The organism is Caulobacter sp. SRI_014 (assembly GCF_057586315.1).
Map to the genome: position 1 here is coordinate 825,329 of NZ_JBYCZQ010000001.1, position 13,901 is coordinate 839,229.

General features: G+C 67.8%; 12 protein-coding genes. 2 read left to right on the top strand and 10 right to left on the bottom strand.

The genetic code is table 11. The annotated features are described in order from the left end of the window. The first annotated feature begins 87 nt into the window (after window positions 1-87). Entirely contained in the window at window positions 88-1,173 is a 1,086-nt protein-coding gene (locus tag AC2YG9_RS04345) for a hypothetical protein (RefSeq protein ID WP_487296692.1), read from the top strand. After that, entirely contained in the window at window positions 1,170-1,970 is an 801-nt protein-coding gene (locus AC2YG9_RS04350) for a protein kinase family protein (RefSeq protein WP_487296693.1), read from the top strand. The genes AC2YG9_RS04345 and AC2YG9_RS04350 overlap by 4 nt, the downstream gene beginning before the upstream one ends. Here the strand turns inward: AC2YG9_RS04350 and flhA are convergent. The 10 genes from flhA to AC2YG9_RS04400 form a co-directional block, all read right to left on the bottom strand. After that, window positions 1,967-4,063 carry a flagellar biosynthesis protein FlhA gene (gene flhA / locus AC2YG9_RS04355; protein ID WP_487296694.1) on the bottom strand — a complete coding sequence of 699 codons (2,097 nt, stop codon included), beginning with the start codon at window positions 4,061-4,063 and terminating at the stop codon, window positions 1,967-1,969. The genes AC2YG9_RS04350 and flhA overlap by 4 nt on opposite strands. Before the next feature lie 14 nt (window positions 4,064-4,077). After that, window positions 4,078-5,448: a sigma-54-dependent transcriptional regulator FlbD gene (gene flbD, locus AC2YG9_RS04360; protein WP_487296695.1), complete on the bottom strand. Its 1,371-nt coding sequence runs from the start codon at window positions 5,446-5,448 to the stop codon at window positions 4,078-4,080. Window positions 5,449-5,476: 28 nt separating this feature from the next. Beyond that, a complete protein-coding gene (gene fliN, locus AC2YG9_RS04365; protein WP_487296696.1) occupies window positions 5,477-5,815 on the bottom strand; it encodes a flagellar motor switch protein FliN in 339 nt (112 codons plus the stop codon). Beyond that, the gene (locus AC2YG9_RS04370) at window positions 5,808-6,476 is read right to left on the bottom strand and encodes a FliH/SctL family protein (RefSeq protein ID WP_487296697.1); all 669 of its coding nucleotides are present in this window, start codon (window positions 6,474-6,476) and stop codon (window positions 5,808-5,810) included. Before AC2YG9_RS04370 ends, fliN begins: the two co-directional genes overlap by 8 nt. Next, window positions 6,476-7,507, bottom strand: coding sequence for a flagellar motor switch protein FliG (gene fliG / locus AC2YG9_RS04375; RefSeq protein ID WP_487296698.1), 1,032 nt, complete (start codon window positions 7,505-7,507; stop codon window positions 6,476-6,478). The genes AC2YG9_RS04370 and fliG overlap by 1 nt, the downstream gene beginning before the upstream one ends. After that, window positions 7,504-9,165: a flagellar basal-body MS-ring/collar protein FliF gene (fliF, locus tag AC2YG9_RS04380; RefSeq protein WP_487296699.1), complete on the bottom strand. Its 1,662-nt coding sequence runs from the start codon at window positions 9,163-9,165 to the stop codon at window positions 7,504-7,506. Before fliF ends, fliG begins: the two co-directional genes overlap by 4 nt. 498 nt (window positions 9,166-9,663) lie before the next feature. Then, window positions 9,664-9,951: a CtrA inhibitor SciP gene (gene sciP / locus AC2YG9_RS04385; protein WP_487296700.1), complete on the bottom strand. Its 288-nt coding sequence runs from the start codon at window positions 9,949-9,951 to the stop codon at window positions 9,664-9,666. Between the two features lie 169 nt (window positions 9,952-10,120). Next, on the bottom strand, window positions 10,121-11,524 hold the full coding sequence (locus AC2YG9_RS04390; RefSeq protein ID WP_487296701.1) for a flagellar hook-basal body complex protein: 1,404 nt from the start codon (window positions 11,522-11,524) through the stop codon (window positions 10,121-10,123). Between the two features lie 107 nt (window positions 11,525-11,631). Beyond that, a complete protein-coding gene (locus AC2YG9_RS04395) occupies window positions 11,632-12,291 on the bottom strand; it encodes a flagellar hook assembly protein FlgD (RefSeq protein WP_487296702.1) in 660 nt (219 codons plus the stop codon). Between the two features lie 10 nt (window positions 12,292-12,301). Beyond that, window positions 12,302-13,669 (bottom strand): flagellar hook-length control protein FliK, encoded by a 1,368-nt coding sequence (locus AC2YG9_RS04400; protein ID WP_487296703.1) that lies wholly within the window; start codon window positions 13,667-13,669, stop codon window positions 12,302-12,304. Window positions 13,670-13,901 lie beyond the last annotated feature (232 nt).

Consider the following 13,901-nt stretch of genomic DNA (forward strand, 5'->3'; position numbering starts at 1 on the left):
GCAACCGTTCCAAAGAAAATCGTCTCCCCGGTCAGGGCCGGACGACCTTCCCGCGCCCGATCAATCTCTGTAGAGACGGCTTTGCGCATGAGACTCTACGCCCCCGACATGGACGAATTCCTCGGCTGGATGGACAGCGAGGGCATCCGCTATGCGGTGCTGCGCAACGCCCCGGCCTTCGTGAAGGGGTGGCCCGTGCGCGGCGGCAAGGATGATGTCGACCTCCTGGTCGACGACGGCGCCCTGGACCGCATCGGCGCCAGATACGGCCGCTACAGCAAGACCCGCGGGGTCAAATGCGACCTCTACGACGTCTCCGGCAGCCCGGCAGGGGCCTATCAGGGTCTGCCCTACTATCCGCCGGCCCTGGCCAACCTGCTGCTCGACGAACGCGAGCGGCACGAGGGCGGCTTCTGGGTCCCCAAACCCCTGCCCTACCTGCTCGGCCTGATCTTCCACATCGCCTACCACAAGGCCGAGCGCTCGAAGATCGACCGGCTCGATCCGGCCGCCTCCGAGGACTCAAAGTACGTCCCGGAACTGCGCGACCTGATGGCGAAGACGGGAGAGGACTTCCCCCTGACCCTCACCGCCTTCCATGAGCGGCTGAAGGCCGCCGGCATGGCCGTGCCCTACCGCCAGCTGGCCGCCATCCTGGTCAACGACTTCACCCGCCATGTGAAGAGCCGCTTCCTGGCCGAGGTCGGCAACGAGCCGCCCGGCGAGATGAACCTCTTCGTCATCCGCAGCGTCGCCGCCGGCAAGGGCCAGGCACAGAGGCTGATCGACGCCCTCGGCAAGGAGTACGAGATCCTTGTCGACAAGGAGATCCCCTGGCTGACCCGGCTGAAGACCAACAGCAAGATCCGAGGTGGCAAGTGGAAGCGCGGCGGGCCGCCGGTGCATGCGGTCATCGTCTTCGACCGCAACCCCCTGCCGGCGACCGGCGACGAGGCGACGCCGCATCCGTTTGTGTTCAACGGACGCCAGTTCATGAAAAAGCGCCTCCGCGACGAATTCTCACAGATCACCGGTCTGCATACCAAGCATAATCCCCTGCACTCGACCGACAACGAGGCCGAGGCCCTGGGGCACCTGAACCTGTACTTCACCCCCGAAGAGCGTGAGTCCCTGTACCAGCGGCTGGAAGCCATCCGGGCGGAGATGACGTGAGAAAACTCAAGCGCTGGTGGCGGTCGAGGCGGGCGGAAGCGGCCCTGAAGGACCGGCGCGAGACGGTGAAGGCGCAGGTCGAGACCGTGCTGGGCTCACCGGTGCGTCTGAAGGAGCGCGGCAATCTCGGCCACGACAGCAACTACGACGTCTTCGCCGGCGGCAAGCGGGTGGCCGTCCTGCGCCTGGTCAATCCGTTCAAGCAGCGCCCGACCCCGCCACCCGGCATGCCGTTCCAGATCGAGGCGCCGGCGGCCCGGCTGGACCACGAATACCTGGCTCTGATCCGCGCCTCCCAGATCGGCCTGGCGCCCGCCCCGCTGTGGCGGGCCGAGGACGCCATCCTCTGCGCCTACCTGCCGTTCCACACCCTGACCTCGACGGCCCAGGCCCAGCCGGACCGGGTGTGGGAATGCCTGTCGCAGGCCAGCGCCGCGTTGGACCGCCTGCACCGCGAGGTCGGCATGGCGCACATGGACGCCTCGCTGAGCAATGTGCTGGCGGACGGCGGCCACAAGACCTTCGCCCTGGTCGACTTCGAATACACGCCGGTGGCCGGGGTAACCTTCCCCGAACAGAAGATCTACGACCACCTGCGCCTGCTCCAGGCGACCGGCAAGTTCATCCCCGACCGGCTTAAGGGCGACCACGCCGCCTGGTTCGAACAGTTCGGCGGCTACATCGATGACGAGATGCGGGCCGCGCCGCTGGAGCGGATCCTGCCGGCGTTGAACCATGTGCTCGGGGTCGAGGCCTACCGCGAGGCCGCGCGCAGGATCCTGCCCAACCTCGGCTAGATCATCCCGACCGTGCGCAGCTTGGCCTTGGGGTGGACCTCGCTCTGGCTCATCACCACGGTCTGGCCCCGGAAGCGTTCGATGATCGAGCGGACATAGGGCCGGACCATCGGGCTGGTCAGCAGCACCGCCGCATCACCCGCAAGCGCCGCCCGCTCAAACGCCTCACGGACGTTCTTGATGAAGTCCTGCAGCTTGGACGGCGCCATGGCCAGCTGCTTTTCCTCGCCATTGCCGATCAGGCTGTCGGCGAAGGCGGCCTCCCAGTCCGGTGACAGGGTGACGATCGGCAAGGCGCCGTCCTCGCCGCGGTTGGCCCAGCACAGCTGGCGGCCGAGGCGAACGCGGACGGCCTCGGTCAGGGCCGTCAGGCTGGCGGTGTGCGGCGCGGCCTCGGCGATGCCTTCGAGGATGGTGCCCAGGTCGCGGATCGACACCCGCTCGCGCAACAAGGCCTGCAGCACACGCTGCAGGGTCGAGGCAGTGATCACCGAGGGGATCAGTTCGTCGGCCAGCTTCTTCTGCTCGGGGCCCAGTTCCTTCAGCAGCTTCTGGACCTCGGCGTAGGACAGCAAGTCGGCCATGTTGTCCTTGAGGATCTCGGTCAGGTGGGTCGTCAGCACCGTGGCCGGGTCGACCAGGGTGTAGCCCCGGAAAGTCGCCTCTTCCTTCAGCGCATCGTCGATCCAGGTGGCCGGCAGGCCAAACGCCGGCTCGCGCACATGTTCGCCCGGGATGTCGACCTGGCCGCCGCGCGGGTCCATGGCCATCAGGCTGCCGATCCGAACCTCGCCGGCCCCGCTCTCCATCTCCTTGATACGGATGGCGTAGCCCTGGGTCGGCAGGCGCATGTTGTCGAGGATGCGCACGCTGGGCATGACGAAGCCGTACTCGCCGGCCAGGGTCTTGCGCAGGGCGCGGATCTGGTCGGTCAGCTTGCGGCCGTCCAGGTCGTTGATCAGGGTCAGCAGGCCGTAGCCCAGCTCGATCTTGATGTCGTCGATGGCCAGCGACTGGCCGATGGGCTCTTCCTCGGCCTCGGAGGCGACCGGCAGGTCGGAGACATCGACCGGCGGCGGCAGCTTGGCGTTCTGGGCCCTTCGCCAGGCCAGGTAGCCGGTGGCGATGGCGATGGCGATGAAGGGGATCTTCGGCATCCCCGGCACCAGGGCCATGACCCCGGCGGCGGCCGAAACCATGCCGAGGCCCACCGGATTCATCGCCAGCTGGGTGACCAGCGCCTTGTCGGCCGCGCCATCGACGCCGGCCTTGGAGACCAGCAGGCCGGCGGCGATGGAGATGATCAGGGCCGGCACCTGGCTGACCAGGCCGTCGCCGATGGTCATGATGGTGTAGGTGTTGAAGGCTTCGCCGGCCGGGATCTTGTGCTGGATCACCCCGATCAGGATGCCGCCGATGATGTTGATGGCGGTGATGACCAGGGCGGCCACGGCGTCGCCACGCACGAACTTGCTGGCGCCGTCCATCGCCCCGAAGAAGGTCGATTCCTGCTCCAGTTCCTTGCGGCGCAGCTTGGCCTGGTCCTGGTCGATCAGGCCCGAGGACAGGTCGGCGTCGATGGCCATCTGCTTGCCGGGCATGGCGTCGAGGGTGAAGCGGGCGGCGACTTCGGCGATGCGGCCCGAACCCTTGGTGACGACCACGAAGTTCACCAGGATCAGGATGGCGAAGACGATCACCCCGATGATGAAGTTGCCGCTCATCATCATCTGGCCGAAGGCCTCGATGACCTTGCCGGCGCCTTCCGTGCCCTCATGCCCGTGGCTGAGGATCAGGCGGGTCGAGGCCAGGTTCAGCCCCAGCCGGAACAGGGTCGTGACCAGCAGCACGGTCGGGAAGGCGGTGAATTCCAGCGGCCGCTTGATCAGCAGCGCCGTCATCAGGATCAGGATGCTGCTGGTCACCGACAGGGCCAGCAGGAAGTCGAGCAGGAACGGCGGGATCGGCAGGATCAGCAGGACGATGACGCCGACGATGCCGATGGCCAGGCCCACGTCGCCACGCGCCACCCAGCCCCAGACCTGCCTGGCGGTCACGGGGTTGGACGCGGAAATGGGGTGGGCGTCACTCATCTAGGATACTCTGGCTAGGCGGCGTTGGACCCGAGACCGGCTTGCGGCGGCGGCACGGAGACGCCGGCGTCGCCGTATTCCTTCAGCTTGTTGCGCAGGGTGCGGATCGAGATGCCGAGGATGTTGGCGGCATGCGTCCGATTGCCCGAGCAATGGGTCAGGGTGTCGAGAATCAGCTGTTGCTCGACCTCGGCCACCGTCTGGCCGACCAGGGTGCGGGTCACCGCCTCGGCCGCCATCGAGGCGCCCCGGGCGACGGCCACGTCGGGGGCGGGGCTGAGGGGCTGGCCGTCCGGCAGGCGGATGGCGAATTCCTCGATCTCGGCGCCGGTCGACAGCAGGACGGCGCGGTGCATGGCGTTTTCGAGCTCGCGCACGTTGCCCGGCCAGCGGTGGGCGACCAGGCGCTTGCGGGCCTCGGCCGACAGCGGGCGTTCCGGCATGCCGTTGGCCTTGGCGTACTTCTTGAGGAAGTGGTCGCACAGGGCGGCGATGTCGCCCGGCCGTTCGCGCAGCGGCGGCAGGCGCAGGTTCACGACATTGAGCCGATAGAGCAGGTCTTCGCGGAAGGTGCCGTCCTTCACCGCGGCCGCGAGGTCGCGGTTCGAGGTGGCCAGGATGCGGATGTTGACCTTGACCGGCTTGGCGCCGCCGACCCGGTCGATCTCGCGCTCCTGGATGGCGCGCAGCAGCTTGGCCTGCAGGCGGGCGTCCATCTCGCTGATTTCGTCCAGAAGAAGCGTGCCGCCGTCGGCCTCTTCGAACTTGCCCACGCGGCGGGCGACGGCGCCGGTGAAGGCGCCCTTCTCGTGGCCGAACAGTTCCGATTCCAGCAGGTTCTCGGGGATGGCGGCGCAGTTGACGCTGATGAACGGCTTGGCCGCGCGCTTGGACTTGGTGTGGACGTAACGGGCCATCACCTCCTTACCGACACCGCTCTCGCCGGTGATCAGGATGGAGGCTTCCGACGGCGCGACCTGGTCGGCCAGCTTGATGACCTGTTCCATGATCGGGTCGCGGGCGACCATCGGGCGGTTGTCGTCGCTGACCGCCGACAGCACGGCGGCGATCAGTTCGGCGTCCGGCGGCAGGGGGATGAACTCGACCGCCCCGGCCCGGATGGCGTCGCCGGCCCGCTGCGCATCGGCCCCGACCCCGCAGGCGACGACCGGCACGCGGATGCGCTCGGCCTCGTTGGCGGCGATCAGCCCGGCGATGTCGAGCTCATAGTCGACCATCAGGAGGTCCGCGCCCTGGCCCGCGCGCAGGGCCTGGGTCGCCGCCGAGGTGGTCTCGACATGCGCCACCTTGGCCCCGGTGTTCATCGCCATTTTCACGGCGAGGGACAGTTGCCCGTTCAATTTTCCGACGACCAGAAGCCGCATAACTACTCTCCTACCGACAGCTCAGGCTTCAGGCCTGGTTGTCGCCGTCCTTGATGATTTCCGTCATGGTGACACCGAGCCGGTCATCGACGACGACGACCTCGCCGCGCGCCACCAGGCGGTTGTTGACGTAGATGTCGATCGCCTCGCCGACCTTGCGGTCCAGCTCCAGAACACTGCCCTGGCCCAGCTGCAGCAGCTGGGCGACGCTCATGTTGGCCCGGCCGAGCACGGCCGAGATGTTGACCGGCACGTCGAAGACGGGGGCCAGGTCGGTGGCCGTCTTCTCGTCGTAGTCGACCGGCGCCTCACTGGCGAGCTGCAGGTCCGACGAGAATTCCTCGAGGGTCAGGTTGTCTTCAGCCATGGGTCGGCTCCGGGGCGATCAGGGGTTCGGCGTGCAGGCCTTCGGCGGCCAACGCCTGGTCAAGGGCGGTCTGGATGCGCTGGGCGGCATCGACAGGATCGAAGCTGGCGCGGCCATCACCCCAGTCGAGGATGAAGGCGGCCAGGGTCATGCCGGGCTCGGCGCGAGCCTCGATACGTCCGGCATGGCCAAGGCCGGCGGCCATGCCGTCGAGCGCGGCCTGGACCCGCTCCTGGGCCTCCGGCGCGACCTTGACCAACAGGCGCGGGCTGGCCTCGACTTCACGGGCCAGGGCTTCGAGGGCGGCGGTGACAGGGGCCTCGGGGAATTTGGCCAAGGCGCTGTCGGCGATCTTGCGGGCGGCGGCCATGCTGAGCTGGGCGGTCGAGGAGCGGTGCGAATGAGCGACCTCGGCCAGGGCGCCGAGACCCTGGCGGGCGGCGTCGGCGATCTGGTCCAGGGCCCGGGCCAGGGCCATCTCGGCCTGGGCCACGGCCGAACGCTCGCCCTCGGCGTATGACGCGGCGCGGATCTCCTCGACCTCTTCGGGCGTGAAGCTGCGCTTGGCGCGCGGCGGCTGGTAGGCGACCGCGCCGAGGTCGTCGAATTCGGTGTCGAAGGTGAAGGGCCTCATGGGCGAGGTGATGGGTTCGCTGGTCATCAGTAGATCAGCTCATCGTCGCCGCCGGCGCCGGCCAGCATGATCTCGCCCTTGGCGGCCAGGTCCTTGGCCACCTGGACCATGGCCATCTGGGCCTGGTCGACGTCCTTCAGGCGCACGGGGCCCATGCCCTCCATGTCCTCGCGCATGATCTTGGCGGCGCGCTCGGACATGTTGGAGAAAAACATCTCGCGCAGGGCGTCGGAGGCGCCCTTGAGGGCCAGACCCAGCTGGTCCTTCTCGACAGCCCGCAGCAGGGTCTGCACCCCGCCCGGATCCAGCTTGGAAAGGTCCTCGAAGACGAACATCAGCGCCCGGATGCGCTCGGCGCTCTCACGGTTGCGCTCTTCCAGGGCGGCGATGAAGCGGCCCTCGGTCTGGCGGTCGAAATTGTTGAAGATGTCGGCCATCAGTTCATGGCTGTCGCGCTTGGAGGTGCGCGCCAGGTTGGACATGAACTCGACGCGCAGGGTCTGTTCGATCTTGTCGAGGATGTCGCGCTGCACCGGCTCCATGCGCAGCATCCGCTGGACGCATTCCAGGGCGAAGTCCTCGGGCAGGCAGGTGAGGACCCGGGCGGCGTGGTCGCTCTTGATCTTCGACAGCACCACCGCGACGGTCTGCGGGTATTCGTTCTTCAGATAGTTGGCGAGCACCGCCTCGTTCACGTTGCCCAGCTTGTCCCACATGGTGCGGCCCGCCGGACCGCGGATCTCCTCCATGAGGTTGTCGACCTTCTCGGGCGGCATGAACGACGCCAGCAGGCGCTGGGTCTGTTCGAAGCTGCCCATGATGGCGCCGGATGCGCTCATCCCCGAGACGAACTCGACCAGCAGCTCCTCGACGACGGTGGCCGCCACCGTGCCGAGGCTGGCCATGGCCTGGGAGATCTCCTTGATCTCCTCCTCGTCCAGCTGTTCCCAGATATGGGTGTGATCTTCGCCGAGAGCGAGCATGACCACAGCCGCCTTTTCCGGACCGTTCAGCCGGGCGGTGTCAGTAATCGCCTTGGATTTGGGCCCCCTGCTCATGCGGTTTCATGCAGCCAGCTGCGGAGGATCGAGACCGATTCTTCCGGGTGGGTGTCGACGAACTCGCTGACCCGTTTGACGCTGCTGGCCTTCACCTGGCCCTCGATGCGGGCGATGTCGATGCGCTGGTCCATCTCGCTCGGCAGGGCCAGCATCTCGCCGGTGTTGGGATCGACCTGCATCTGGATCTGCTGGGCCTGGCCGGGAGTCAGGCCGGCCATGCCGCCGCCTGCCGCCCCGGCCAGCATCGGCATCGGCCCGCCGGCGCCGCCAGGCTGGCCCAGGCTCTTGAGCAGCGGGCGCAGGCCGAAGAACAGCAGCAGCATGACGACGATGGCGCCGAGGCCTAGCTCGGCGAAGCGCATCAGATCGTTCTTGTTGAAGTCGAACATGCCGGCCTTGCCCTCGCCTTCCAGGGCGGGGTCGCGGGCGAAGGCGACGTTGATCACCTTGACCACGTCGCCGCGGCCGGGATTGAAGCCGACGGCGGCCTTCACCAGTTCGTCCAGCTTGGCCATCTCGGCCGGGCTGCGGGCGGTGTAGGCGCCGGGCTTGCCATTGGCGCCCGGGGCGGTGATGCCGTCGACGGCGACGGCGACGCTGAGCTTCTGCACGGTTCCCGGGGCCAGGATCTCGGTGCGGGTGGTTTCCGAGATTTCGTAATTGGTGACCGTGGTGGCGCCCTTGGTGGTGTTCTTGTCGGTCGGCAGGAAGGCCGGGTTGGCCGCATCGCCGGGGATGTTGCCGGAGGCCGAGACGGCGTCGTTGTTCGAGGAGGACCCTTCCTCGCTCGATTGCTCGTTGGTCTGTTCGGAACGGATGACCTGGCCGTCGGGATCATAGGTCTTCTTGGTCTCGCTGACCTGGGCCATGTCGATGTCGGCGGTGACCTCGACCCGGGCCTTGCCGGTGCCGACCACGCCCTCGACCTGCTGGCGGATGCGTTCAGCCATGTCGCGTTCGATCTGGGCCTTGCGGTCGTCGGCCACGGCGCCGAGGCCGCCGCCCTGGCCAATCACCGCCAGCGCCTTGCCGTCCTTCATGTCGACGACGCTGACGTTTTCCGGCTTGAGGCCCTCGACGGCGCCGGCCACCAGACTCTGGATCGCCTGCACCTGATCCTGGCTCGGCTTGCGGCCAGACATGGCGATGGAGACGGACGCCTTCGGATCGCCCGCCTCATCCTCGAACAGCTGGCGCTTGGGAATGGTGAGCAGGACGCGAACGTCGGTGACGCCGTGCAGACCCTTGATCGTCCGCTGCAGCTCGCCCTCGAGGGCGCGCTTGTTGTTGACCTGCTGGACGAAGTCGGTCTGGCCCAGCGCCGAGGTCTGGTCGAAGATTTCGTAGCCGACCGAGCCGGAGGTCACGAGGCCCTTGCCGGCCACTAGCAGGCGGGTGGAGGCGACCTTGTCGCGGTCGACCATGATGGTCGAGCCATCGCCCTTGGCCTCGTACTTGATGCCCGCCTGGTCGAGCGCGGCGGTGACTTCCGAGGCTTCTTTCAGGTCGAGGTTGGAATAGAGCAGCGCCTTGGGCTGGGTCATGAAGCCGCTGGTCAGGGCGATGATCGCCGCCAGCAGGCCGACCCCGACGCCGGCCATGACCAGCAGCCGGACGAGCCCCGCACCTCTTAACGCGCTTAGAAACCGATCCACCTGGGTTCCCGTCCCCGAAACGATACCAACGCCCGCTTCTGCCGGGTTCGCTAGGCAGGATTTACCGGGTGGTTGGTAAACGGGGCTTTAAGAGACTTGGTAAGGAACCGCGCCTTGCGGTCGCAGGCGATCGGCAGGTTTTGCTGGGTTTGCGGACGACCGGGCGGCGAGACCGGTTCACTATAATTCCTCCTCCGACACGAAGTGGCGGGGGAGGGGGACCGCCGGCCCGACTCAGGGCCGGTGGTGGAGGGGGCAGCGCCGGCGGATCGGGTTGATCATAGACGCTGTAGCCGCCGCCCGCGCCAGAACGCTCTTTGTCCTGACAAGCCGGCGCTGCCCCCTCCACCACCGCCGCTAGGTCGCGGCGGCGGTCCCCCTCCCCCGTCGCTGCGCGCCGGAGGAGGAACTGGAGTCCAGAAACGGCAACGGCCGCGGCTCCCTTCGGAACCGCGGCCGCGCTCTATTCGCTGAGCCTTAAGGGGGGGGCGGAGCGGCTCAGCGATACTGCTGCAGGCGGGTGGTGCGCAGGCCCGCCAGGCCGTGCCGGTCGATCGACTGCTGCCAGTTGAGGAACTCCTCGTTGGTCAGCCGGTAACGGTCACAGGCATCGTCGAGGGTGAGAAGCCCACCACGAACGGCCGCCACAACCTCAGCCTTGCGGCGGATCACCCACCGCTCGGTGTTGGCCGGCGGCAGGTCGGACAGCGTCAGGGGCGCGCCGGTCGGACCGATCACGTACTTCTCACCCTTGCTGTTGACCCGCTGCTGCTGCTGCTGAAGCATGGTTCTACGCCTCTCTTGGACATCACTGTTGAGGGAGACCATAGCGACCACGCGATAACATGCCGTGAATCGGTCTAGTAAAGATGCAAGTAACCACGGATTGCCCCCGTCTTAACGCGTTGTTTTATTGTGGGACATCGGCGTTAACCGACGTTCACCTCTTGGTTAATTATCTCTTGATGCTCAGAAGCTCTTCCAGCATCTGATCGGCCGTCGAAATGATCTTCGAGCTGGCCGAATAGGCCCGCTGGGTGATGATCAGGCCGGTGAACTCGCTCGAGAGATCGACGGTCGAGGCTTCCAGGGTCGAGGGCGCGATGGCCCCGGCCCCGCCGGTGCCGGCGGCCTTCAGGCTGTAGGTGCCGCTGTCCAGGGTGACGCGGTAGCTGTTGCCGTTGGAGCTGCGCAGCCCGTCCGGGTTGGCGAAGGTGGCGATGGCCACCTGGGCGATCTGGCGGCTGATGCCGTTGTCGAAGATGGCGGTGACAAAGCCGTCCTCGTCGATCTCGACATTGGTCAGGTTGCCGAAGGCCGTGCCGTTGGTGTTGACGGCCTGGACGATCGACTGGCTGTCGTACTGGGTCAGGCCGCCGGCGCCGCCGGCGAGGTCGATGCGGATTTCCTGGTCGTCGATGCCGAGGCCCGCAGCCCAGTTGGCCTCCCCGGCGCCCGGCGCGGCATCGCTGGAGGCGCCGAAGGTGATGACCGGGTTGTCCATGTCGAGGATGGTGGTGTTGGTGGTGTCCAGACGGCCGTCCGGGGTGAAGGCGACGATGCCGGTCTTCAGCTGGCCGTTGGTCAGGCCGGCGCCGGTGACGACGTCGCCGGCCGGGACCGCGCGGATTTCCGCAATCCACTGGTTGGGCACGGTGCTCTTCAGAAGGTCGATCTGCAGGGTGCGTTTGCCGCCCTTGGAGTCCGAGGCCGGAACCTGGATCGAGAAGTCCGGCTTGATCCCGACGCCCAGTTCCGGATCGTACATCGCCATCGAGTTGGTGGCGGCGTTGTAGCTCGCCAGCTCGGCCGAAACCGCCTGGCTGGACTTCAGGTTGGCGCTGACCGCCACCCGGGTGGTCGGTTCGGCAGCGCCGCCGACGTTCGAAACGTTGATCGAGCTGAGGCGCGACAGGTCCGACGGGTCGGTGGTGATGACGCCCTGGTCGTCGACCAGCCAGCCCTGCAGGTAGAGGCCGGCCTCGTTCTTCAGGTAGCCGAGGTTGTCCAGCTGGAAGGAGCCGGCGCGGGTGAAGCTGCGGGCGTCGCTCGACTGCAGGTCCTCGGGCTTTTCGGTGACGATGAAGAAGCCGGCGCCGCTGATCGCCAGGTCCGTGGAGTTGGACGTCGACTGCGGCAGGCCCTGTTGGGTCACATAGGCGCGGGTGTGGGCCTGGACGCCGCCGGCCGCGTAGGAGGCGGTGCGGTTGTTGCCAGAGACCAGGGTCCCGAAGTTGGCCTGGCTGCGCTTGTAGCCGACCGTGTTGACGTTCGCGATGTTGTCGGAGATCGCGGCCAGAGCCGACGAGTTCGCGACCAGACCAGACACCCCGGCGAGCATGGCGCTGTTGATGCTCATTGGTTTCTTATCCTTGCCTAAGCGGAATGGGTTTCACTTGGCGCTTCTTGCGATTGCGGAGGTTCCGCGTCGGAGCCATTCGGGCTCCCGGTATGGGAGAGACGTCGTCAGATCGTGTTGGCCACGGCGGTGACGGCGCTGATCGGCACCTTGGTCTTGCCGATCGTGACGATGTTGGTGCCGTCCACCGACTGCACGGCCGTGGCCACGCCGGTCAGAGTCTGGATGGCGGAGAACTTGGTGCCCGAGGTGTCGGTCGGCGTGATCCGCAGGCCGTAGTCGCCATCGGCGAGCTGGGTCCCGAGGTTGTTCTTGCCGTCCCACTCGAAGGTCTGGTTGCCGGCGGCGGTGGCGGTCAGCACCTTGCTGGCGACCACGTTGCCCTTGGTGTCGAGCACGTCGAGCTGAACGCTGCCCGCCGCGCGCGGCAGGTTGTAGGTCCAGGTCGCCTTGCCGTCCTGCAGGTAGGAGGCGCCGGTGGTGGCGGTCACCGACTTGCCGATCAGGTTGACGGAATCGGCCAGGCCGCCGTCGCTCATGCCGACCAGGGCGGCCAGCAGGTCGTTGGTCAGCAGCTGCTGCTCGACGCCGGTCATCTGGACGATCTGCTGGGTGAACTGGCTCGAATCCATCGGCGACAGCGGATCCTGGTTCTTCAGCTGGGTGGTCAGCAGGCTGAGGAAGGTCTCGGTGCTGTCGGCCAGCCGCCCGCGGCTGTCGCTGATCTTGTCGAGAACACTCGTGCCAGAGGAAACGGCGTCAACCATGGGAGGCGTCCTAGATCAGCAGGTCCAGGCCCCGACGGGCCTGGTAGCGGGTGGGGGCGGCGGCCAGGTCTTCGTCGAGCGCGCCCATGGCGCGGGCGAAGGCGGCGCCGGCGTTGCGGTTCGGCTGCTCGTCAGCGGTCTGTTGCTGGCGCCGCTCGCCGGTGAAATCGAAGGACAGGGCGTTGTCGGCCAGGCTGAAGCCGGCCTGTTCGAGCGCCGTGCGCAGTTCCTGGGCCCGACCGCGCAGTTCGCTGAGGCCAAGCTGGCTGTCGAAGCCGAGTTGGGCGGTCAGCTTGCCGTCCGAGCCGATCTCGACGCTGACATCGACGGCGCCCAGGCCGTACGGGTCGAGCTGCAGGTCGAACTTCGTCGTCTTGCCGTCGAGCTTGTCGAGGATGCCGGCCGCCAGCTTGGCCACCGTCTCCGGCGCGCCGCGCACCTGGGCGGCGAAGGCGCTGGCCCCGGCGGCGAGAGTTTCCAGCCGGGCGGTCAGGGTCTGGACGGCGGTGTCGAGGGTGTGGGCCGGGGCGTCGGGGGTCTCGGCCTCGTGGGCGGCGACCTCGACCGGGGCGAGGTCGTCGGCCAGGGCGTCCACTTCGTCGCCGGCCTGCGCGACCTTGACCGGCGCGGGCGCGGCGTTGGCGGTCTCGACCTTGCTCACCTTGCTGTCAGTGGTCGCGGCCCTGCGCGGCGCGGGCTGGGCCTTGGCTTCAACCGGCGGGGCGATGACGGCCGGGGCGGCGACAGTCTCGGCGGCGACCTGGGTCTGGCTTTCGGGGGTCGGCAGCACGGCGGCCTGAACAGTGGCGACAGCCTCGGCGACCGGCGCGGCCGGGGTCGGGGCGGCAGGCGCCCAGTTCCACGAGTGTTGGGTGGGACGCGGCGCGGTCGTGAGGCGCTCAAGCAGGGCCGGGTCGACCGGCTCCGACGCCTGGCCGCTCAGCAGGGTCTCGAGGGCGGTCGGGCTCGCCGGCGTTTCGGCCTGGTCGGTCGTGGTCGCCGGGGTCAACTCGGTCAGGTCCGGGCGGGTCGCCGCATCGACCAGCGGGGCCTTGGTCTGCGGGGCGTCGCAGGTCACCGGCGTGGCGGTGTCTTCGGCTTCGGGGGTGGTCCGGCTCATCGTGTGGGCCAGCCAGGCGGTCTGGCCAAGGTTCCCCAGCAGGGCCGCAAGGTCGCCGGTCTCGGCCGGGGTCTCGGTGTCGGTGCCGGTCTGGGGAGCCGTCTGCGTCGCCTGACCTTCGGCCCCGCCCTCCAGGGACTGGGTCAGCATGGCCAGCATCGCCTCGAAGCCGCCCATGGCGCCGCCCACGGCATCGCCCATGGCCAGCCTGGCGGCCGGCTGGACGAAGGAGGCGACGATGGCGGCGGGCGCGGTCATGACGCTGCGGCGAACCTTGCGGGTCAGAGGAGGTTTGGCGGCGCCTGCTGCGCCCGGCTCATTCGGCCCTCCCCAAGCAACCGCCGGGCCAACTGTGTTTGGCATGCTCAAGCCTCTGAATTTGCTCGCTTATTGCTTGGGCCGCCAAAACAGCCCCGATTGTCGTTGTGGCGAATCTTGCCGGGCTCGCCCGGTCGAAATGGACCGGGTGCGGACGCTGCGGGGCAGTTGG

Bases quoted from the DNA above. Each gene is read 5' to 3' on its own strand.
- AC2YG9_RS04345 (WP_487296692.1), top strand. From the start codon at position 88: ATGAGACTCTACGCCCCCGACATGGACGAATTCCTCGGCTGGATGGAC.
- flhA (WP_487296694.1), bottom strand. From the start codon at position 4,063: ATGAGTGACGCCCACCCCATTTCCGCGTCCAACCCCGTGACCGCCAGG.
- flbD (WP_487296695.1), bottom strand. From the start codon at position 5,448: ATGCGGCTTCTGGTCGTCGGAAAATTGAACGGGCAACTGTCCCTCGCC.
- fliN (WP_487296696.1), bottom strand. From the start codon at position 5,815: ATGGCTGAAGACAACCTGACCCTCGAGGAATTCTCGTCGGACCTGCAG.
- AC2YG9_RS04370 (WP_487296697.1), bottom strand. From the start codon at position 6,476: ATGACCAGCGAACCCATCACCTCGCCCATGAGGCCCTTCACCTTCGAC.
- fliG (WP_487296698.1), bottom strand. From the start codon at position 7,507: ATGAGCAGGGGGCCCAAATCCAAGGCGATTACTGACACCGCCCGGCTG.
- sciP (WP_487296700.1), bottom strand. From the start codon at position 9,951: ATGCTTCAGCAGCAGCAGCAGCGGGTCAACAGCAAGGGTGAGAAGTAC.
- AC2YG9_RS04390 (WP_487296701.1), bottom strand. From the start codon at position 11,524: ATGAGCATCAACAGCGCCATGCTCGCCGGGGTGTCTGGTCTGGTCGCG.
- AC2YG9_RS04395 (WP_487296702.1), bottom strand. From the start codon at position 12,291: ATGGTTGACGCCGTTTCCTCTGGCACGAGTGTTCTCGACAAGATCAGC.
- AC2YG9_RS04400 (WP_487296703.1), bottom strand. From the start codon at position 13,669: ATGACCGCGCCCGCCGCCATCGTCGCCTCCTTCGTCCAGCCGGCCGCC.